Source organism: Cytobacillus depressus, assembly GCF_008923245.1.
Taxonomy (GTDB): domain Bacteria; phylum Bacillota; class Bacilli; order Bacillales; family Cytobacillaceae; genus Cytobacillus; species Cytobacillus depressus.
The window spans coordinates 69399-90984 of the sequence record NZ_WBOS01000010.1; the positions used below are offsets into that span (position 1 = coordinate 69399).

Consider the following 21586-nt stretch of genomic DNA (forward strand, 5'->3'; position numbering starts at 1 on the left):
TCTTCCTGAAGAGTCTGAGTCCAAGCTTTGACTTTGGTAAGTTCTACAGTATACCACTGACTCCTAGATACGATTTCTATATAGTATTTATTCCCATCTAAGATTAGTGGTTTTGCCTCTTTAAACATAATGAATTTGGTTTAATATATGGATTTCTTTCGTAGATAAATCAGACCCCCGCTCCTGTCTTCCGCTTTCCTCATAAAGACTGAATGGGTAGAGGCTCTCTTGACCCTCGAAAACTTTCTTGTTATTCTAAGCCCATTGTTAACTAGCCACCTTTGCACCGGCGAAGAAAGGAACATTTTTTTGATAGTTTTAAGGGGTCAAAAAACCAATATGTTGGAGGTATTTCTTTGAATGTCATCATAAACAAATTTAAAAAAATGACATACATGCAAATTGCTTTGTACACCATAATATTACTTTGTTTTGCCGCCTCAGTTTTGTTTGTGAATTACAATTACTCATTCTATGACCGCCCAATAGCTAAAATCATCAAAACCAATCTCGAAGAGACAATTGAAATAAAGGATATGTTTGATAATAAAGATCAGCGATTCACTCAACAGATTATAGCCGAATTAAAAAATGGACCTGAAAAAGGCCAGCTGATCCATTTAAAGAATGAGTATTCATCTTCTGGGGCTTATGATCAAGCATATCGTGTTGGAAATGAATTATTTGTTTTGATCAATGAGAACATTAAGGACAGTACATATTTAACTGGAACGATCAAAGATGTTAAACGCGATAAATACGTGTTAATGATTGCTTGGGTTTTTATCTTTATTTTACTGATCGTTGGCAAAAAACATGGGTTGTTTTCTATAATCAGCTTGGCAGTCAATGCCCTTTTGCTATCCTATGCATTGGATGTGTATGTGAAAAACCCCTCTATTAGTTTGCTATTGATATGCGGTATATGTGCTATTTTGTTTACTATCATTTCTTTGTTACTTGTTAACGGCTTTAATGAAAAATCATATGCTGCGATTGTTGCGACCTTGCTCGGAACTTTTATTTCTCTGCTTATTACCTATCTTGTTATGAGGATAACTTCGGAAAATGGCCTTCGATATGAAGAAATGCAATTTTTAACCCGCCCTTATAAACTTGTTTTTATGGCTGGATTATTCGTCGGGTCTTTAGGAGCTGTTATGGATGTGGCCATTACAATGTCTTCTTCTATCTTTGCACTATACGAAAAAGACAACAATATTCCGGTAAAGGCACTGAAAAAATCAGCATTAGATATTGGAAAAGATATTATGGGAACGATGACAAGCATTTTGTTTTTTGCCTATATAAGCGGGTCTATTCCAATGCTTATTTTATATTTAAAAAATGCTTCTCCATTGGCATATTCCTTATCCATGAACCTTTCATTAGAATTAGCTAGAGCACTGGCTGGAGGGATTGGAATTGTGTTAGCTATTCCAATTGGCCTCTATACGTCAATTTTCTTTGTTAATCGAAAGAGGGCAAGATCATGAATGTATTAGTGTTGTTGGCAGTCATATTATTTATATTGATGACTCTTATCGGCGGAAGTAAGGGAGTCCGTTCTTTTATTTCTTTATTCTTAAACTTTGGCGTCATCCTGCTTACCGTTATATTTATGACCAATCCAAATGCTAATCCGATTATCTTAACGATGATTGCGTGTACAGTGATTAGTTGTATTAATTTGTTTTATATTAATGAGGTAAATAGCAAAACAACAACAGCATTCCTTTCGACTATTATCACGATTGCTGGTTTACTTATTTTTATTAACATTATCACAGGAATGGCAATGATTCAGGGATTTGGCGAGGAAGAAATAGAGGAGCTCGGCATGTTCTCCCTATTTATCGGGGTAGATTTTGTTAAAATTGGAGCGTCCGTGATTATTATGAGTACAATAGGTGCCATTACCGATGTGGCTATTTCCATTACATCTCCTATGCGGGAGATATTTAATCATCATCCATTGATTAGTAGAAAAGATTTATTCATTTCTGGGCTAAATATTGGGAAGGACATTTTAGGCTCTAATACGAATACGCTATTCTTCGCGTTCTTTGGAGGCTATATGGGATTGCTTATATGGTTTAAGGACTTATCCTATTCTGTCGGAGAAATTGCCAATTCAAAAGTATTTAGTGCTGAAATGATCACAATCTTTTGTGCCGGAATTGGCATAGCTCTAATTATTCCAATTGCCTCGTGGATTAATTCATATTATTTAGTTGGGAAAAGAAAAAACTAGGCTTCTGTACCTTGAAGCCTAGCCTTTTTGTGATGCGTTTATGATGGATTTATTAAAGGTTGGCTTTACTTCTGCTACGATAATGGCAATGAAGATTAAAAAACAACCAATAATCATTTTTCCAGTTAATATTTCATTTAACACAATGACAGAAGCAATTGTACCAAATAATGATTCTGTTGAAAGAATGATCGCAGACTTAGTTGGGTTCGCATATTGCATACCAACATTTTGGCATACATAAGCAATTAATGTACAAAATACTGCGAGGTAAATAATCGTTAATATTCCTTCTTTGCTAGCTGTAGTTGGTACTTCTCCTAATATCATTACGCCAATCCAGCTTAAAATGGAGGCTACAAGAAATTGCACAATCGTTAAAGCTAGTGCATCTTCCTTTTTCACGAAAACATTTGTATAAAAAATATCGAATGCAAATCCAACCGCACAAAGAATAGAAAATAAGTCACCGATATTAATTGATAATGAATCGTGTAAAGATAAAAATCCGATTCCTGCAACTGCGATCGTAGCCGCAATCCCTTCAAAGCGATCGATTCTACGTTTATAAACAACAAATGCGATTATCGGGACAATCAAAACATTAATAGCTGTTAAAAACGCATTTTTTGATGGGGTGGTATATTCCAGACCCATCGTTTGTAATACAAAAGCGACAAACAAAATAGCGCCTAAAACGGCCCCTTTCCACAATACACTACGCGAAATAACTTTTACTTTTTTATGAAATACAACACCCAGTAATATGGTCGCTAATGTAAAACGCAGGGCCATTAATTGAATAACTGTCCAATGCTCTAACCCAATCGCCATACCGACAAAACCGCTTCCCCACATGACTGCGGTAATGAGCATTAACAGTTCACCCTTAAATTTTTTCATAAAAAACCTTCTCTCTTTATTTTGACAAAATTCAAGTTGTACCAGACACCCTTTTAATCAAACTAATTGATACTATTATCATACTTTTTTTGGAATCCGTTTGTATAGTAATTATTATTCAACCAAATGGTAAAAAAGCCCACAGCATACACTGCAGGCTTTTCGATCAGCTTTCTTTCTTTAGTATATTAAGAGCTTCTGTAAATTCCTTATCAATCTCAGCATTCGGTCGATATGTCGCTAAACTTACAAAGTAAGTAACGATCCAACAGATGATGAAACCAGGAACAATTTCATAGAGATTACCCGACAATGCTTTAACATTACCCCAAATCATAACGGTGATCGCACCCGCAACCATCCCCCAAAGGGCACCTTTAGCGGTAATCTTCCTCCAGTATAGGGAAAGTAAGATAACCGGACCGAATGAAGCACCGAATCCAGCCCACGCGAACGATACAATTTTTAAAATGGACTCGTTATTTGGCCAAGCGAGCACCATCGCAATAAGCGAAACGACAAGAACAGCCATTCTCCCTAAAAATACATATTGTTTATCAGATGCGTCAGTCTTAATAACCGCTTTATACAAGTCTTCAATGAGTGCTGATGATGTGACGATCAGCTGTGAAGAAATCGTACTCATAACAGCTGCAAGTACAGCTGCAAGCATAATTCCCGCGATAAACGGGTGGAAAATAATCTGCCCGAGAACGATGAAAACCGTTTCCGGATCAGCGAGTGTGGCGTTATTTTGCTGATAATAAGCGACCCCGATAAGTCCTGTTACAACTGCCCCAAATAGGCTGAGGAACATCCAACCGATTCCGATGCGACGTGCACTTTTCACTTCTTTAACCGAACTGATCGCCATGAAACGGACAATAATATGTGGTTGTCCAAAATAGCCAAGTCCCCATGCTACCGCCGACAAAATCCCAAGGAAGGAGGCACCAGAAATGAAGTTCAACAATTGCGGATTAACTTCCCGAATGCTCGTCGTTGTTTCCGAAAGACCACCCGTCATAAATACCCCGACGATCGGTATAAGTAAAAGCGCGAAAAACATAATTAGACCTTGAACAACATCTGTATAGCTAACCGCTAAAAATCCTCCAAACAAAGTATAGAAAATAACGACGGCTGATACAATCAAAAGACCAGCGTGATAGTTAAGTCCGAATGAGCTCAAGAAAAACTTTCCGCCCGCAACCATTCCGGAAGATACGTAGAAAGTAAAGAAAATAAGAATAATAATTCCTGAAGCAATTCGCAAAAGACGAGATTTATCTTTCAGACGACTTTCTAGGTAACTCGGTATCGTAATAGAATCATTCGACACTTGCGTATATACGCGAAGACGTGGTGCAACGAGTACATAGTTCAAATAGGCGCCCACCGTCAGACCGATAGCAATCCAAGCCTCAACAAGACCACTTACATAGATTGCCCCCGGAAGCCCCATAAGTAACCAGCCTGACATATCCGCAGCTCCGGCACTTAAAGCCGTAACCGCCGGCCCGAGTGAACGCCCGCCAAGCATGTAGTCCGTCAAGTTAGATGTACGTCTAAATGCATACCAACCGATGAACACCATTGCAGCCATGTAAATAATAATAGCTAATAATTGATATATTTCATTAGTCATAGTAACTCCCCCTTTAAAATTTGCATTAATCATAATTTTATATTTTTCACAATATTATTTCAACAGAATAATAACACTTCTATATTCTGACATAGGAAGATAGAAGTGTTATTTTCATAAAGTATTAAATTTTTACATCTTTGTATTTAGATAACTGTTATTCATTGGCAAAGCCTCCTCTTTTAATTCTGAAGGGGCCGATTTCCCCAAATAAAAATAGAAGCCATTGATCTCAGCTTCTATTTTCCCCTATCTCAATTATTCATGAAAATTCGTCCCGTCGGTGGCTGCTTTTATTATTCCAGCGCGGATGACAAAGTCACCAAAATGTTCTTTCTCTTCACGTTCTTTTGCGTAGCGTGAGAGCAGTACACGCATTTCACTTAAAATTTCTTCCTCTCCAATATTTTCACGGTACATTTTATTCAGGCGGCTTCCGTCAAAGGCTGCACCGAGGTACATATTATATTTTCCTGGCGCTTTACCTATAAAAGCAATTTCTCCGAGGGCAGGTCGAGCACATCCGTTAGGACAGCCGGTCATGCGGATTGTTATCTCTTCATCTCGCAGGCCGTTTTCATCAATGATTTCTTCGATTTTATCAATTAGAACGGGTAAATATCTTTCACTTTCTGCCATCGCTAATCCACAAGTCGGAAGGGCCACGCATGCCATGGAGCTGCGACGAAGGGCTGTATAAAATTCACTATTCGTTAATCCATATTTTTCGACTAGTTCATTGATTTGTTCTTTCTTTTCAGTTGAAACATTAGCGATAACCAAATTTTGATTGGCCGTTAGCCGGAAATCCCCTGTATGGATTTTTGCGATTTCCTGCAGGCCGGTCTTCAGTTTATAATTTGGATAATCTATCACGCGGCCATTTTGAACAAAAAGGGTAAAATGCCAATTTCCATCTATCCCCTTCACCCAGCCGTATCGGTCGCCATTATGATCAAAATGATAGGCTCTTGCTTCTTCCAAGCTCCAGCCTAGTCGATTTTCAAGTTCATTTTTGACTACTTCCAGTCCTAAACGGTCGATTGTGTATTTAAACCGAGCGTTTTTTCGGACAGATCGATTTCCGTAATCTAGCTGAATGGTGATGATTTTTTCCGCTACTTCGGTTATTTTGTCTGGTGTACAGAAGCCAATCACTTTTGCTACTTGAGGATAGGTCGCTTTGTCACCATGTGTAAAGCCCATTCCTCCGCCAATTGCGATATTAAAGCCTTGAAGAATGCCTTCATTCACTATGGCGATAAATCCAAGATCTTGAGAGAAAACATCAATATCATTTGATGGCGGAACAGCAATGCCGATTTTGAACTTTCTCGGCAAATAATGCTTTCCATAAATCGGTTCAATTTCATCTACTTCCGGCGTGCCAGCTACCTTTTCTTCATCAAGCCAAATTTCGTGATAAGCCCTCGTTCGCGGCAATAAATGATCACTTAAAGCTTTTGCATATTCATATACTTCTGCATGTATTTCCGATTGATACGGATTCGGGTTGCACATCACATTCCGGTTGACATCTCCGCAGGCAGCAAGCGTATTTAATAGAATACTATTAACCTCTTGAATGGTTTTTTTCATATTCCATTTTAATATGCCATGCATTTGAAAGGATTGCCGAGTAGTCAGCTTTAAAGCTCCATTGGCATATTGATCAGCTAGCTCCTCAAGGACACGCCATTGCTCTGAGCTGACAACTCCTCCTGGGGCACGTACACGCAGCATAAATCCATAGGCAGGTTCAAGCTTCTGCTTTTGCCTCTCATTCCGAAGATCACGGTCGTCCTGCAAATAGCTGCCGTGAAATTTCATTAAACGGTTATCATCATCGTTGATGCCTGCACTTAAATTATCCTGCATCGCCGCTTCTAATGTCCCACGTAAATACTGGCTATCGTCTTTAATCCGTTCAACATCACTCGGAGGTCCGTCCGGTGCTTTTAATCCTTGCTTTAAGACCATATCAACCAAACTCCCTTTCTTCCAATATTAATAAACATCCCTCTGGTAGCGCTTTTGCTGTTGGAGGCTGGCTACATATTCTTCCGCCAACTGACGGCTTAAGCCCCCTTCTTTTTGGATAATGTCAATTAATGTGTTATGGACATCATGGGCCATGTTTTTCTCATCGCCGCATACGTAAATATACGCGCCTTCTTCCAGCCACTCGAATAGTTCTTTGCTATGTTCAAGCATGCGGTGCTGTACATAAACCTTGTTATCCCCGTCCCTTGAAAAAGCAATATCCATTTTCGTCAAAACTCCACTCTTCAGCCATTTTTGCCATTCAAGCTGGTAAAGGAAGTCCGTTACGAAATGCTGATCCCCGAAAAATAGCCATGACTTTCCTTCAGCTCCTATTTCCTCACGCTCCTGCAAAAAGGAACGAAATGGAGCAATGCCCGTTCCAGGGCCAACCATAATGATCGGCGTTTCCAGGCTATTTGGCAGCTTAAAGTTTTCATTATGCTGAATAAAAACAGGCAGGAACTCACCTGGCTTGAGGCGTTCTGCGGCTTGAATAGAACAAACCCCGTGGCGTTCCCGGTCATAAGCCTCATAGCGGACGGCCCCGATCGTTAAATGAACTTCATCGGGATTGGCAGATAAGCTGCTGGCAATCGAATACAGTCTAGCCGGTATTTTTCGAAGAACGGAAACAAACTCTTGAGCAGACTCCCCCCAAATTCCGAAATCACGAATGAAATCAAGCAAGTCGCGGCCTTCTATATATTCTTTTACTTTGCCAGAGCGCAAAAGCTCCTGAAGCTCACTATTGGCTAAAAGCGGCTCCACTTTCTCAAGAAGCGGCTTTGTTAGAACAGTAATTTCATAGAATAAGAGAAGGGCATCTTTAAGAGTTCGAGCCTCCCCTTGCTTGACAGTTACGATTGTTTCTGGATCCCACTTCAGTTCATGAAGAATAAGTTCCACAAGCGCCGGGTCATTTTCAGGATAAACACCGAGACTATCACCAGGTTCAAATGATAAGCCTGAGCCCTCCAACGATAATTCAAGATGACGTGTTTCTTTACTTGAGCCCCGTCCATTCAAATTAATATTTTCTAACACTTCCGCTTGAAACGGATTTGTTCTTGAATATACTGTACCGACTGTCTGCAGTGTTGCTGCTGCTTCGCTAACACTTTCCTGACCGCTTGCATTTTTTAAACTACTAAGAACGCCTTCAGTCCATTTGGCTGCGGGCTCGTCAAAGTCAACATCGCAGTCAGTACGCTGATAAAGCCTTGTGCCCCCAAGCTCCTCTAAGCGCTGATCAAAATCTTTGCCTGTTTTGCAAAAGAATTCGTATGAACTGTCACCAAGTGCTAAAACGGAAAATTGGAGATTATGTAGCTTCGGCGCTCTTTTACTATGAAGGTATTCATAAAAGGTTAATGCGGAATCTGGCGGGTCCCCTTCACCGTGTGTACTGACGACAATTAATAGATTGTCAATCTTCTTTAATTGATTTGGTTTAAAGTCGTTCATTGATAATACAGTGATGTTAAAACCGTGGCTTTCCAGCTCTTTTGCCGTTTTCTTCGCAAGTCCTTGGGAATTTCCTGTTTGTGAACCGTATAGGATCGTCACTTCTTTCGATGCAACCGCCACAGTACTTTGTGCCGGAAGGGTCCCTGTCTGTGCGGTAGAAGGTCCTACCTGAACGGTCGCGGCCAAATACCCGCTCAACCAAACTTTTTGTGTTTCTGTCAATGTTGGCAGAAGCTGGCTAAGGAGATTAGCTTGCTCCTGATTAAATGGACTATTTAAAACTTGAAGTTGCAACAAAATACACCTCACTATCATCATGTTCATATTTTTTGGCCGATATGAATCTATCGACCCTAGATACAATCATTAGGCACCAGTTGCCCGTTCCATAACAATCTCTTCAAATACTTGATGTCGGCTCAATGGCCCCGTATTGATCAGCTGCTTTCTCTCCTTACTCCGCTTCACTATTTCGCGTTCTATTTCTGCACTAAGCAGACCGGAAAATAATAAGTAAGGAAGAACGATCACTCGGCTCTCCGCATTTTCCAAAATAGTATCTAGCCCGTTCTTCAGTCTTGGTTCAGCAGCTGCTAAATAACAAACAGATACGTGCTGGATCCCTAATCTATTCTTGATTCCGTTTGCAATCGCGGAAAAATCCCCCTGAATGGACGGATCACTGCTCCCCCTTCCGACAATCAACAAGCGATCGTTTTGCTGAAGGCCACCTGCCGTTCTCTTCACAAGCTCAGCCGCCGCATCAAGAATGATCTCCTGCACGCCAAATGGATCCTCTAGCTGGATCCGAATATGAGGGAATTGGGCTTGTAAAACGGATAAGCTTTCCGGAATATCCTGTTTTATATGCCCTGCCGCAAGCAAGAAAAGAGGAATAATGGTAATGCTTGTTGCCCCCTTTTCCACACATCGTCTAAAGCCTTCATCTATTAAAGGATCCGTTAGTTCAAGGAAACTAATTTCTTGAATAGGAATATCCACTCGATTTCTTACTCGTTCAATAAAATTCCGTGCTTCATTCGCTCCCTTTTTGGAACGGGTGCCGTGGGCAATATAGAGAATTCCTTTCATCTCATCCACCTTTCTTCTCTTAACCATGGATGACAGGCACTTTGGACATGACCTCTTCCGGGAACCAGTTTAATTTTTGATGCAACCGGACAACCTCGCCGATCACAATCATACTCGGGTTCGAAATTTCTGCTTTCTTCACTAGCTCTTCAATCGTTTCAAGGGTTCCTACTACCGTTCTCTGCTCGTTGAGTGTCCCCCAATGCACTAATGCTATTGGCGTTTGCTTCGATTTGCCATTTGCAATTAAATTTTTAATGATTGTCGGAAGCTGAGATACTCCCATATAGACACAAATGGTGTCTACTCCATTAGCAAGATGTGCCCATTGATGCTCCGCTGCTTCGTCCCCAGCTTGATGACCAGTGATAAAAGCAAAGCTTTTGCTTAATGTACGATGGGTTACAGGAATGCCTGCATAAGCTGAAGCAGCAATTCCTGCCGTAATGCCGGGAACAATTTCGAATGGGATCGCGTGCTTTGCACATACTTCAGCCTCTTCTCCGCCCCGTCCGAAAACGAAAGGATCGCCCCCTTTTAATCGGACAACGCGATTGCCCTTTTTTGCATATTTCACTAGGAAGTGATTAATTGTCTCCTGCTTCATCGTATGGTAATGAGGGAGCTTGCCGCAGTAGACGAGCTGCGCCCCCTCCTTTGCATGCTGCAAGAGCTCCGGATTCACGAGCCGATCATAAAGAATGACATCCGCTTCTTTCAGGCACCGCAATCCCTTTACCGTAATCAGGTCTGGATCGCCAGGACCTGCTCCTACTAAATAGACCTTGCCGATCATTGCATTACCAGCCTTTCTTCCTTCTTATTTTTGGAGTAAAAAAACTTATATAATGAAATGCTCTCGAAGATAGCCAAAGATTTGCTGCACCGCTTCCTCAACGGTTAATAATTGGGACTGAATAACGATTTCTGGATTTTGCGGAATCTCATATGGAGAGTCAATCCCTGTAAAATCCTTTATTTCCCCTCTTCGTGCTTTTGCATAAAGCTGCTTCGGATCACGGTCTTCACACGTTTCAATCGGACAATCAACAAAAACTTCAATAAATTCCCCTGCTTCAAAAAGAGAGCGGACTTCATCGCGATCATTGTGGAATGGAGAAATGAAGGCAGTTGTCACAATCTTGCCGCTATCAACAAAAAGCTTAGCCACTTCGCCAATCCGTCTAATGTTCTCCGTTCTGTCATCTTCTGAAAAACCGAGATCTCGATTAAGACCGTGGCGGATATTATCACCATCTAAAACGTACTCATTAATGCCTTGTTTGAATAATTCACTTGAAACTGCATTCGCAATCGTTGATTTTCCCGATCCAGAAAGGCCAGTAAACCATAATACACAGCTTCCGTGACCGTTCTGCGCTCGCCGGTCGTTCTTTTTAACAGAAACATCATGCCAAGTAATATTTGTTGCTTTGGACATCTTTGGGGACCCTCCTTATGCCTCTATTTGTTCTTTCAAGCCATCGATGAGCACTTCCACAACTTCTTTTCGGCTAAAGGCGGAAGGCGGAATCTCTCCACTGCGAAGCATTTCTCTTACTTTTGTTCCCGAAAGAATAACTCGGTCCTCTTTACTGTGAGGGCAGGTTTTATCTGAGGCCATTCCCTCGCATGACCGGCAATAAAAACTATGTTCAAAAAATAAAGGCTGTATTCCTAATTCATGTTCCGAAAACTCACTGAAAATTTTCTGTGCATCATATGTTCCATAGTAATTGCCTACCCCCGCATGATCGCGGCCGACAATAAAGTGGGTGCAGCCAAAATTTTTACGGGCGATAGCATGAAAAATAGCTTCTCTTGGGCCCGCATATCTCATTGCCGCAGGGTAAACTCCAAGCTGTACGCGTTCTTTTGGATAGTAATTTTCGAGCAACACGCGGTAGCTTTTTAAACGGACATCAGCTGGAATATCATCGGACTTCGTTTCTCCTACAAGAGGATGAACGAACAGTCCATCGACAGTTTCGAGTGCGGCCTTTTGGATATACTCATGCGCTCGGTGAATCGGATTGCGCGTTTGAAACCCGACTACTGTTTTCCAGCCATTTTTTTCAAAAAGTGCGCGAGTTTCCTTCGGTTCAAACCATACATCGCTAAATATGCCTTTTTCCGCCTTTTTAATTAGTGTGATCTCTCCAGCGACATAAACCGGCCCTCTTTCAAAAAGTCGCTTTACTCCTGGATGGGCTAACTCCTGTGTCCGATAAACGAAGAGAGCTTCTTTATTTAAATCTGGTTCATACCATTCGGAAACCTTAATCACTCCATAAACCTCTTGATTATTAAGAAGCTTAATTTCCTCGCCTTTTTTAAGTGTGTCTGCTATTTCATACGATATCGGAAGTGTTACGGGGATTGACCAAATGGTGTTGTCTGCGAGCCGCATATTCGCGACAACAGATTCATAGTCTTCTTTCCCAAGAAAACCTGTTAACGGGCTGAACACGCCAATGCCGATTAGCTCTAAATCACTTTGGGCAACCGCATCAATTTCGATTTCTTTATCGATATGGGAAAAATCATAGTTTGGGTTAAATAATTGAACTAACTTTCCTCCATGTGGTGTTGGTAAAAATGACATTCCTATCAGACCTTTCCGTATATTTTTTGATTGCTTTTGAGCTTACTAGGTTAATGTTGCTATTCTTTTAGCGGAGTATGTTGAATGACTGTATGCTTCTTTTTGATTAATGACAGTACTCCGAAAACAGAAATCAGCACACCAGCCATCGCAATAACTGGATAAAAATTTTGTTCAATAATCAGCTGGATGAGCGTATATGATAAAACCATAGAAAGAACGGGTGATACGATCCAAACAGTGAGCAACTGAATAACGATCCCCTTTTTCAAAACCGCCTTGCCCTGTTTGGCAAACCCAATTCCTATGATGGAAGAAGTCGTTATTTGAGTGAGTGGTACAGGAATGCCGAATAATGAAGCGATTGTGACAATACTTGCACCTGTTCCTGAAATGACACAGCCTTCTTCAAGCTTTAATTCAGTGATTTTTTTACCGTTTGTCTCCAGCACGCGCCGTCCTAACAGTACCACTCCGAATGCTACAAATAACCCGCCCCAGAGGATCCCGCTTCCCGTAGAAAGGATTCCAGCGCCAACAAGCGGTCCAACAGCATTTGCTACATTATTCATCCCCGCCGAAAATGCTTCAAATAAGCCCATAAATACAACTAGTATCGCTAGAAAGGGAACAGCCTTAGGGGCTTTCATAATCCGTTTAATGAATGTACTTTTTAATAGATAGCTAACAAAAACAGCAATTATAAATGCGGCTAGCGGTGTAATTAGCCAGAAACTCATAATCCAGAGTAGATTCCACACGTATACAGACTGATAGACAATTCCTGCACCGATGATCGACCCCACTGCGACTTCACTCGTTGAAAGCGGAATGCCAAAGATATTAGCCAAAAATAATGACAAAGCCGCAGATGCTAAAACGATCAACGCAATTGGGACTGTGAACGTGGATGAAGGGACAATTCCGCTCCCAATTGTCTTTACGACCTCCCCGCCGCCAAGCCAAGCACCTAGGAATACCGCGATACTGCAAAGCATTAATGCCAAGCCTTTTTTAATCACTCCTGAACCGTAGGCAATGCCCATAGAAGCGGCTGCCCCGCTTCCACCTATATTCATGGCAAAAAACAATCCAATTATCACTGCCATTATCGTTACCACTTGTCATGTCCTCCTTATCGGGTATGAAGACCGCACTCTGTCTTGCCGCTTCCTGTCCAACGTCCTGCACGTGAGTCGCCATTGTTACCAACTGGCTGTGTACAAGGAAAACACCCAATACTTGGGTACTGCTGATCATGTAGCTTGTTGTAAGGAAGGTCCCTTTTACGGATGTGTTCCCAAATGTCGTTCCAAGTCCAATGGATAAGCGGGCAAATTTTCACATTCTTGAACTTCTCGTCTTTATTAATAAATTCAGTATGGGCTCTATTCGGCGATTGCTCTCGACGGAGGCCGGATATCCATGCTAGTTTTGTCGAGAGTACTTCTTGTAATGGAATGACCTTACGAATATGGCAGCATTCGTTTGGATTCCTTCTCCATAAGGCGGTACCAAATTGAACTGCTTGATCGTCCAGGCTTAAGTGCGGCTGTTTTCGCTCGATTCTTAAGCTAGGAAAACGGGCTTTGATTTTTTCAATCACTTCATAAGTTTCTGGAAAGTGCAAACCAGTATCTAAAAAAACAATATGGGCATTTGGCTGACACTGTTGGATCAGATCGATTAAGACAATCGCTTCTGCCCCAAAGCTTGAGGCATAGACAAGCTGCTCTTCTGGGTAGGAATGGTACGCCCACTCGAGAACCTCCTTTGCCCCTTTTGATTCATCGCCAATGTGAAAACGGTCAGAAATTTGGGACCAGTTTTGATAAGTGACAGCAGTCTCCATTGTTTGTAAACCTCCTAATCAAGCAAAAAATAAAGCGGGTTATTGAAAAAGGGCGTAATAATCAATAAAAAAAGGCAGTCTCCCACTATTAAAATAGTGAAGACCGCCTCTAGTTTATCTAGTCAGCGAGTTTTATTTGATTGAAGACGAACCTTTTCATTTTTCTCTATTTGCACGACCTTGCCATCTTGAACAACTATCGTGATGGATCCGAATTTTAAAGAGTCCAGCATTTTTTCAAGCTGTGTATACAGCTCTTCCCTTCCCCCATTATTCAGCTGATTCGTCCCCCTTTCAACATGTTGATACGTGGAGGAAATACTAATCAACTTCCCCCAATTTATAATAATGACTGGAAATAGCCGCTAAAATTTATTGTATATTTTCCATAACCCGCTTATAAGTTATGTTAATAATTTACATAAATACTACCATGCCGATAGGATTAATGTAAATAAGAAAATAAAATTTTCTAATAAATAGTCAGATAGTCCCTCACTAACCTTTAAAAGGCCCTATTTTGCTAAGGCGCTCTAATATCTCCTCCTGATCATATTTATCCAGGCGATAACGTTCATCAAGGATTTCTTCTAATAATTTGTTTCTTTCTTCAAGTGGAACATTTAGCTCTTTCAGCTTTTTTCGGCATCGAAGCAAAAATTCAGAATAAGCTCCCCAGGAGTGATCAAATTGTTTTTCTAACTCCTTTTTCAGCTTTCTCGTCAGCTTTGGACTCGCACCATTTGACGTTACCGCTACTTGGAGGTGTCCCCTCTGGATCGTCGCAGGAAACGATACATTTCCTTCATCAGATTCATCAACTACACAAACTAATTGATTAGGTGAAAGCTGATTTGCCAATGCTTTATTAGCACTTCGAACATTTGTCGCTAGGATGACCAGGAATGCACCTGCAAAATCATTTGGATGAGCTATTCTCTTAATAATGGAAAAATTCTTTGCATTAGATAGCTCTAGAATCTCTTCGCAAAAGTGAGGAGCGACAAAAGTAATCTCTGCCCGCTGATCTGCTAAAGTCTGTGCTTTTCTCGCGGCAATCCTTCCGCCACCAGCAATGACGACCTTCTTACCTGTTAAATTAATAATTAACGGCTGCATAGGGTCCCCACGGCCCCCCTCCTATTTTTAAGTAATATCATAATTTAAACTATTCCTATAAGTCAAGTATGATTTAGGGTTTTTAAAAAGTGCCTGTCACCACCTGAATTTTGTCAAAAAACTTTATAAAATCGACATTATTCAAGGAGTGCCAGGCACTTTTTTATTCTTCGGAATTAATTGTTCCATTCTCTTGAGTCGCAAAGAAGCTTTTTATTTGCTCTGTCTCTTTAACAGACAGTGTGTCAAGATGCTTTAATGTACTCATAGCGTATAGAGCCGCAAACAAAAATAAGAATGGTAATCCTGAACGGAAAAACTTTTTCATAATTGATTTCACTCCAACTTTCAATTTATTCTCTTACTTGCCATATGCCAGTTCTGCGCTGGTCAGCACCGCCGAGAATAATCTTCTCTTCTTTATCTTCAATTAATGCTTGTACTCCCCCGTAGTAATAGGGGGAATCTCTAATAATTACCCTGTAACCTCTATCACGGAGCTCGTCCAAAACTTTACTTGGAAATCCATCTTCGACATAAATTTTTTTATCCTCTACATAAAATCGAGGAGCATCAATGGCATCCTGGATGGAATCCCCAAATAAAAGGTGTCTAGCTAACACTTGAGTTAGCACTTGGGGAATGCGCTTCCCGCCAGGAGTGCCAATTCCAATCATCATTTCATCATTTCTTAATATAGAGGGACTCGTAAAGCTTCGCGGCCTTTTACCAGGCTCAATACTATTGATCCGATTCGCAGCTTGACTAAAATTGCTTAACTGGTTATTTAGAAAAAAACCTGCAGCATATTTTCCAGAACCAAATAAATGACCTAAAGTATGAGTGGCTGATACCATGGTCCCCTCTTTATCCATAATGACAAAATGGGTAGTATTATCATAATCTTCTTCGTCTGCTATCGAATCATTTACTTTGTAATCATCCGATAGCTTCTTAATTGATATTTCTTCTGCTAGTTTTTTCGAATACTTTCGACTGGTCAAGTCTTTTGGGGATTGATAAAATGCTGGATCTGCAATTTCAGACAACCGGTCATGATAGGCTCTCTTTGAGATTTCCCCGACAAGATGGATAAAGTCAGCCGTATTTTCTTTAGTAGATTGTAAGTTTAATATCTCTGCCATTCGCAAAGATTGGATCAATGTTACCCCCGAAAGCGGGGGCGGCGCGGATATGATTTCAAAGTCCTTAAATTTGCCATACACGGGATCAGCTTTCACTACTGAGTAATTTTTTAAGTCAGTCGCTTTCAACCCTTTTACCTTATCCACTATTTGTTCAGCAATTTCTTCATCATAAAAAGCATCCGAGCCGTGCTCTTGAATAAGTTTTAAGGTATTAGCTAAATCATGTTGCTTAATAACGGCCTTTGGTTTAATTGCTACACCATCTGGATAAAAGTGAGGGAGAGAAGAAACTGGCATTCGATAAGACGCATTTTCTAATCGTTTAGATAAATCGTTATCTGCTTCAAAACCTTTCTCGGCGAGATCGACAGCTGGCTGGATCAATTCTTTTATATTCATAGATCCTAGCTCTGCATTAATCAATTCCATTCCTTTGACTAAACCGGGGATCCCAACATATCCTTGTGGGATCTTCCCAGAAAAAGGCGCGGTCTCACGATATTCATAAAAGATCGGAGTCTGATTATCACCTGGCATAATAATCATTTCTCCGCCTCCGCCAATCCCAGAACTATATGGCTCTACAACCCCTAACGCATACGACACAGCAACTGCAGCATCAACAGCGTTTCCGCCATTTTCTAATATCTCCATCCCTACTTTTACTGCCAGTGGATGGGATGAACTAACTCCGTAGCCTTTATCACTTTTCAAAGGCTTAGATTGCTTAACTTGATAATTATTTTCTGATTGTTCAACCCTAATATCGTTAAAAATATAAACAGTCAAACCAATCATTGCACAGAAGAACAAGAAAAGAAGAAACCCTTTAATTTTCAAGGGTGGAAGCTCCTTTCAATACACGGGAGTGGTCCACTTCATAGACCAGCTTTCCATTTTCTCTTTTCCAAAGATCTTTTGACTCTGAATACTTTGTAAGTAATCGAAAGATTTTTTGTTCTTGAAGAAAACTAAACTTCCCTAACGGTGCGGGACTCGCTTCTCTTATACTTAATGGCGTTACTTCGAATCTCGCCTTCCCGTCTTTATTCAGCTTATATTGAACGAGTGCACTGTCTCTCGTTTTTGACCAGCCCTGGTCAAAAACAAAATTCCCTAGACTGTAGAAAATAACGGTATCATTATAAACTTCTACAGATGATAGGACGTGTGGATGATGGCCGACAATGATATCCGCACCGGCATCGGCTATTGCTCTAGCAATCCCTTTTTGCCTCGGATTCGGCTCACTGTCATACTCTTGGCCCCAATGCATATTTACAATGACTAAGTCCGCTTGAGAGCGCGCCTCCGTAATCAATGGCAAATAAATATCTGGATCAGCCTCAAGTACCCCTCGGCGATTTTCAAGTGCGTTATCCCCTTTAGCATAAGAATCTGTGATTCCTAGCATGGCAATTGTTATTCCATTCTTTACTTGATAAGAAATCTTTTTCGCCTCTTCTAAATTTCGTCCCGCTCCCACGACATCAATGCCCGCTTTATTAAACGATTGTAGAGTGTCCGTCAGCCCCTTTTTGCCAAAATCCATGATATGGTTATTAGCAATCGTCATCGCTGAAACGTTTAACTCTTTCATTGTCTTAACGGATTCCTCATCTGCTTTGAAATGAATGGAACGAGTGGATTCTTGATCATCTTCCCCTGAAACAACTGGATGTCCAAAATTCCCTGTTACATAATCTGATTCATCAAAAAATGGTTTTACAAATTGAAATACATGATCATGGCCGTATCGCTGTGTTACTTGTTCAACATTCCGGCCTAGCATGATATCGCCTACCATCGTAGCTGTTAAGAGCTGATCCGGGTCCTTTGTTGCTACAGCAGTTACCGTCTTATTTAAATGTGTTAAGCCAAACATGATAATTCCTGTAATGATTAACATAATAACTGATTGACGAAGCGTTCTTTTCTTGTCTTTTTTTATTCTTTTCAAAATTTTTTCTTGCATAGTAAGTTTTCTCGACATCTTATGTCACCCTAAATAAAGTTATAGACAAACATGATAATGAAAGTTGCAGCACTTAATAGAAGTGTTGATGTATATGTAAGAACTAACCCTTGCCTTTGAATCGTATTAGCAATTAATCCTGGAACAATAACCCCAATCCCTCTAAATTCATGAATTTCAAAAGGCATGACGGGATAAAAATAATCAAAGACCAATTTCAGAACAATCCCTGTCGTAAGCATGGCGGCAAATTTCCGGCGCCCGTATAAAATGGTAAGACGCGCAATCCCATAAGTGACGATCAAATAAGTAAGCAAACTAATGAAAAATATCATTAACATAAATATAGGCTGGTCAAAAACAAGAGCAAGGTATCCCGGAACAACAAGGCCTGCGGGCAATACGCCTGTTTTCTCAGCAAAAATTAAACTTAATATAACACCAAGTACAAGAGCTATATATAAATCCGAGCCAAACATTTCATTTCCTCCTAGCTAACATGTTGTGCTAATTTATATTCTTGAAGTCTTTCAATTAACGGTTCTCCATCACCATGTATATTCCCTACACCGTATATGACGTGCCCAGCAAACATATCCTTAATCTCCCGCAAGACTGCTTCTGTATTTTTGCCTTCTAAATTAAGTAATCGTTGTGCTGGGATTTCTCCTGCTTCGTAAGCGTCCCGAATCGGATCAACTGTTTCTCCTATTAGAACGAGAGTAGACATTTCAATATAGGGCATCACATCCCTTGCGAACTGTTCCGTACGATCCACCCGGTCTGGTCGACAGTTCATAATGACAACAGGATTTTCGGCGGGATATCCAAGCTCTTTCACTCTCTCCCATATATTTAAAGTGGATGCCGCATCGTTTGCAGCAAAGCCATTCACGAAATACCCAGGATTAGATGGTGTTCCTAGTGGCAAAATCCGCATGGCACCTGGATCTGGATGAGCATTGAGCATGCCTCTTAATGCGGTTTTTCTATCAATACCAAGAGCTTCCGCGACTCCTAAAGCAAGTGAAGCATTCTCCGGAAACACCATATACTCAAATTGTTTAAGAAAGTCTTCGGATATACTTGAATTATCTGCAACAATCACTTTCGTATTTCGGCTTTTCGCGACATCTGTGAAGAATTTCACATATGGTGACTCAGAGATAATCAGATGCCCATTATAGGGAATCGTTGCTGTGAAGGCCTCGGCAATTTCATCTAATGTCGGGCCCATAACATCCATATGATCCTCAAGAACATTTACAATAACGCCGATATTCGCTTGCAGCATGACTTCTTGAAAAATAATCTGATAATCGGGATTAACAGCCATACACTCACTAACAAGTGCCTCTGCATTTAACTCAGCCGCTTCTTTAACCACCATTTTCTGCTCACGAATATTTGGTCCTTCTGGTCGCCGTTTAATCGGTTTCTCCTCATTTGAATTCCAGTAGATCATTCTTGCTGATGTCCCTGTCGTTTTCCCGACAGTCCTTAATTTCGCTTCAGTCAATATCCCTGTTATTAATCTAGTAACAGTGGATTTCCCTCTAATGCCATTGATATTTACACGAATTTTTAATTGATCAATATTTTTCTGATGCTTTCTTTTCTCGATAACCCCTACTATTAAAAGCGCAATGCAAACCAAGGGGATCAGTACCATTTTTTCCGCCTCCTTTAATAATGAATTGTGGTGATGAATGGTTCATAGTACGCGTCTTCCAAGTTCACCCACGAAAACGAGTGACATGAACGAATCATGGGACGTGTTTTTCATGGGTTACACTAAAAACGAGCGTCATGAACACTTCATAGGACGTGCTTTCCAAGGGCTACACCTAAACGAGCGTCATGAGCACTTTATAGTACGCGTTTTCCAAGGGCTTCGACTAAAACGAGTGCCATGAACCATTCATAGTACGTGTTTCTTAAGTTCACAACCGAAAATGAGCGCCATGAACCATTCATGGAATGCGTTTTTCAAGTTCACAAACGAAAACGAGTACCATGAACACTTCATATAGTGGTTTTTCCAAAGGTAACACCGAAAACGGTCACCATGAACGATTCATAGTGCGCACTTTCTAATCAATCACTAACCCCACCCCCAAAATGGGAACTCCAAACTTCCGAATAATCTGTCTCTTTTTGTTGGATTTACGGTTAATACGTCAACATATGAATTAACAGAGCCTTAACTAAAAGAAACAAATTAGTGTGGTTTTAAGTTCAACTCGTGAATAATAGTCGAACTTTTTTTCATTTATGTATATCCCTTTGCAATGACGATAATAAGTCTTAAAAGAGGGGATTTCAATATTATTCCACGCTTTTTTACCAAATCGTTATTTATGAGACAATCTTTATAGAACTGAAATATTGGTGTGCTTATTGAAATCTTAAAATGTGATTACTTCAATGAATTATTCCGGAATTCAACTTCATTTTTTCAAACAAATACTAAAAAAAACCTTTACCCAACTAGTTGTCAGGTAAAGGTTTTATACTAGGTTAACCCATTATATTTGTTGTTTATATTCAATTGACATACATGGTGTATTGGAACGCAAAATGCAAATGGTAAATTTGTTAATATAGTTATTATTTTAATATAATTGTAATATTTCTAGTAATTACCTGCGTTTACGGCTAAAGAAAAACACATTTTTAACAATTTTGTAATGTGATTAGGTGGATAAAAATGGCATTACCCAAAAAATACCAAGGCTACTAAATTCTTTCGACAAAATTCGATTCGTGACAGGTAGTCGTTCAGTATCTATTTTTCTTTTTTATCTATTAAAATTATTTGGTCCAGAAATCTTTTTTCTTAGCTGCTTAGTATGGAGATTTGAAAAGGTAAGTAGCGCAAGTATGGCACCAATGAATGATAGGAACATATCCCACTGTGTATCCCAAACATCACCTTGAGTTCCTAGAAAGTCCTCTGATACTTTTCCGCCTTTTATTATGACAGAGCCTAACCATTCTATAATTTCATATAGGGCGGAAATGGCAAGGGTAATACTTAATGTAACCGTATATAACCATATTCCTTTCGTAAGGGGTGATCTCCGTATCAATATTTCTCTTATCACAATCGCCAATAAACCTTTTAGGAAATGCCCAAACCGATCATAGTCATTTCGTTTCAGATCAAAATAATCTTTTATCCAATTAAAAAGAGGAACCTTTGGGAAAGTATAATGCCCGCCTATGAACATCATGATCGAAAGAATAGCAATAATGAAATAGGATAATGTGGTAAGGCGGAACTTACTATATGTAGTAATCGCGATGATCAGTATTGTTACGGCTGGAAGTACTTCGAGTGTCCAATTGAAGTATCGAACTGGCCGAATAGCCGACCAAATAAAAACTGTAATAACAATCAGCAGTAATATAATATGAATCATTGTACTTTTATCTCTTCCCACTTTCCTCACCCCTGTAAATATCTTTTCCCTT

General features: G+C 40.2%; 20 protein-coding genes. 2 read left to right on the forward strand and 18 right to left on the reverse strand.

From position 1 onward, the window contains the following. Positions 1-356: 356 nt before the first annotated feature. Together F7731_RS17650 and F7731_RS17655 are read left to right on the forward strand one after the other, a co-directional pair. The gene (locus tag F7731_RS17650; RefSeq protein WP_425482019.1) at positions 357-1496 is read left to right on the forward strand and encodes a YibE/F family protein; all 1140 of its coding nucleotides are present in this window, start codon (positions 357-359) and stop codon (positions 1494-1496) included. After that, a complete protein-coding gene (locus F7731_RS17655; RefSeq protein ID WP_151536126.1) occupies positions 1493-2254 on the forward strand; it encodes a YibE/F family protein in 762 nt (253 codons plus the stop codon). The genes F7731_RS17650 and F7731_RS17655 overlap by 4 nt, the downstream gene beginning before the upstream one ends. A gap of 18 nt (positions 2255-2272) precedes the next feature. On the opposite strand, the gene F7731_RS17660 is transcribed toward F7731_RS17655, so the two are convergent. The 18 genes from F7731_RS17660 to F7731_RS17740 all read right to left on the reverse strand — a co-directional run bounded on the left by F7731_RS17660 (position 2273) and on the right by F7731_RS17740 (position 21534). Beyond that, positions 2273-3157 (reverse strand): DMT family transporter, encoded by an 885-nt coding sequence (locus F7731_RS17660; protein ID WP_151536127.1) that lies wholly within the window; start codon positions 3155-3157, stop codon positions 2273-2275. A 166-nt stretch (positions 3158-3323) separates the two neighbouring features. Next, entirely contained in the window at positions 3324-4805 is a 1482-nt protein-coding gene (gene putP / locus F7731_RS17665; RefSeq protein WP_151536128.1) for a sodium/proline symporter PutP, read from the reverse strand. 258 nt (positions 4806-5063) lie between these two features. Beyond that, positions 5064-6785, reverse strand: a complete 1722-nt coding sequence (gene cysI / locus F7731_RS17670) for an assimilatory sulfite reductase (NADPH) hemoprotein subunit (protein ID WP_151536129.1) — start codon at positions 6783-6785, stop codon at positions 5064-5066. A 27-nt stretch (positions 6786-6812) separates the two neighbouring features. Beyond that, entirely contained in the window at positions 6813-8612 is a 1800-nt protein-coding gene (locus tag F7731_RS17675) for an assimilatory sulfite reductase (NADPH) flavoprotein subunit (RefSeq protein WP_151536130.1), read from the reverse strand. Positions 8613-8684: 72 nt separating this feature from the next. Continuing rightward, entirely contained in the window at positions 8685-9410 is a 726-nt protein-coding gene (locus F7731_RS17680) for a sirohydrochlorin chelatase (protein ID WP_151536131.1), read from the reverse strand. A 19-nt stretch (positions 9411-9429) separates the two neighbouring features. Further along, positions 9430-10206: a uroporphyrinogen-III C-methyltransferase gene (gene cobA / locus F7731_RS17685; RefSeq protein ID WP_151536132.1), complete on the reverse strand. Its 777-nt coding sequence runs from the start codon at positions 10204-10206 to the stop codon at positions 9430-9432. 45 nt (positions 10207-10251) lie between these two features. Further along, entirely contained in the window at positions 10252-10851 is a 600-nt protein-coding gene (gene cysC, locus F7731_RS17690; protein WP_151536133.1) for an adenylyl-sulfate kinase, read from the reverse strand. 15 nt (positions 10852-10866) lie between these two features. Continuing rightward, positions 10867-12015 (reverse strand): sulfate adenylyltransferase, encoded by a 1149-nt coding sequence (gene sat / locus F7731_RS17695; protein WP_151536134.1) that lies wholly within the window; start codon positions 12013-12015, stop codon positions 10867-10869. Between the two features lie 59 nt (positions 12016-12074). Beyond that, positions 12075-13124 carry a sulfate permease gene (cysP, locus tag F7731_RS17700; protein WP_212031214.1) on the reverse strand — a complete coding sequence of 350 codons (1050 nt, stop codon included), beginning with the start codon at positions 13122-13124 and terminating at the stop codon, positions 12075-12077. Positions 13125-13150: 26 nt separating this feature from the next. Next, a complete protein-coding gene (locus tag F7731_RS17705; protein ID WP_151536136.1) occupies positions 13151-13867 on the reverse strand; it encodes a phosphoadenylyl-sulfate reductase in 717 nt (238 codons plus the stop codon). Positions 13868-13989: 122 nt separating this feature from the next. After that, on the reverse strand, positions 13990-14100 hold the full coding sequence (locus F7731_RS17710) for a YezD family protein (protein WP_151536185.1): 111 nt from the start codon (positions 14098-14100) through the stop codon (positions 13990-13992). Positions 14101-14365: 265 nt separating this feature from the next. Beyond that, positions 14366-14986 carry a precorrin-2 dehydrogenase/sirohydrochlorin ferrochelatase family protein gene (locus tag F7731_RS17715; protein WP_151536137.1) on the reverse strand — a complete coding sequence of 207 codons (621 nt, stop codon included), beginning with the start codon at positions 14984-14986 and terminating at the stop codon, positions 14366-14368. Between the two features lie 163 nt (positions 14987-15149). Next, positions 15150-15314: a hypothetical protein gene (locus tag F7731_RS26560; RefSeq protein WP_170289741.1), complete on the reverse strand. Its 165-nt coding sequence runs from the start codon at positions 15312-15314 to the stop codon at positions 15150-15152. Positions 15315-15339: 25 nt separating this feature from the next. Next, positions 15340-16974, reverse strand: coding sequence for a gamma-glutamyltransferase (ggt, locus tag F7731_RS17720; protein WP_246197279.1), 1635 nt, complete (start codon positions 16972-16974; stop codon positions 15340-15342). After that, positions 16964-18127 carry a CapA family protein gene (locus F7731_RS17725; RefSeq protein WP_151536138.1) on the reverse strand — a complete coding sequence of 388 codons (1164 nt, stop codon included), beginning with the start codon at positions 18125-18127 and terminating at the stop codon, positions 16964-16966. The genes ggt and F7731_RS17725 overlap by 11 nt, the downstream gene beginning before the upstream one ends. A gap of 11 nt (positions 18128-18138) precedes the next feature. After that, positions 18139-18588: a poly-gamma-glutamate biosynthesis protein PgsC gene (pgsC, locus tag F7731_RS17730; protein WP_151536139.1), complete on the reverse strand. Its 450-nt coding sequence runs from the start codon at positions 18586-18588 to the stop codon at positions 18139-18141. 11 nt (positions 18589-18599) lie between these two features. Then, positions 18600-19781, reverse strand: coding sequence for a poly-gamma-glutamate synthase PgsB (gene pgsB / locus F7731_RS17735; RefSeq protein WP_151536140.1), 1182 nt, complete (start codon positions 19779-19781; stop codon positions 18600-18602). Between the two features lie 1129 nt (positions 19782-20910). Beyond that, complete coding sequence (locus tag F7731_RS17740) at positions 20911-21534, reverse strand: DUF2238 domain-containing protein (RefSeq protein WP_151536187.1); 624 nt, start codon at positions 21532-21534, stop codon at positions 20911-20913. Positions 21535-21586 lie beyond the last annotated feature (52 nt).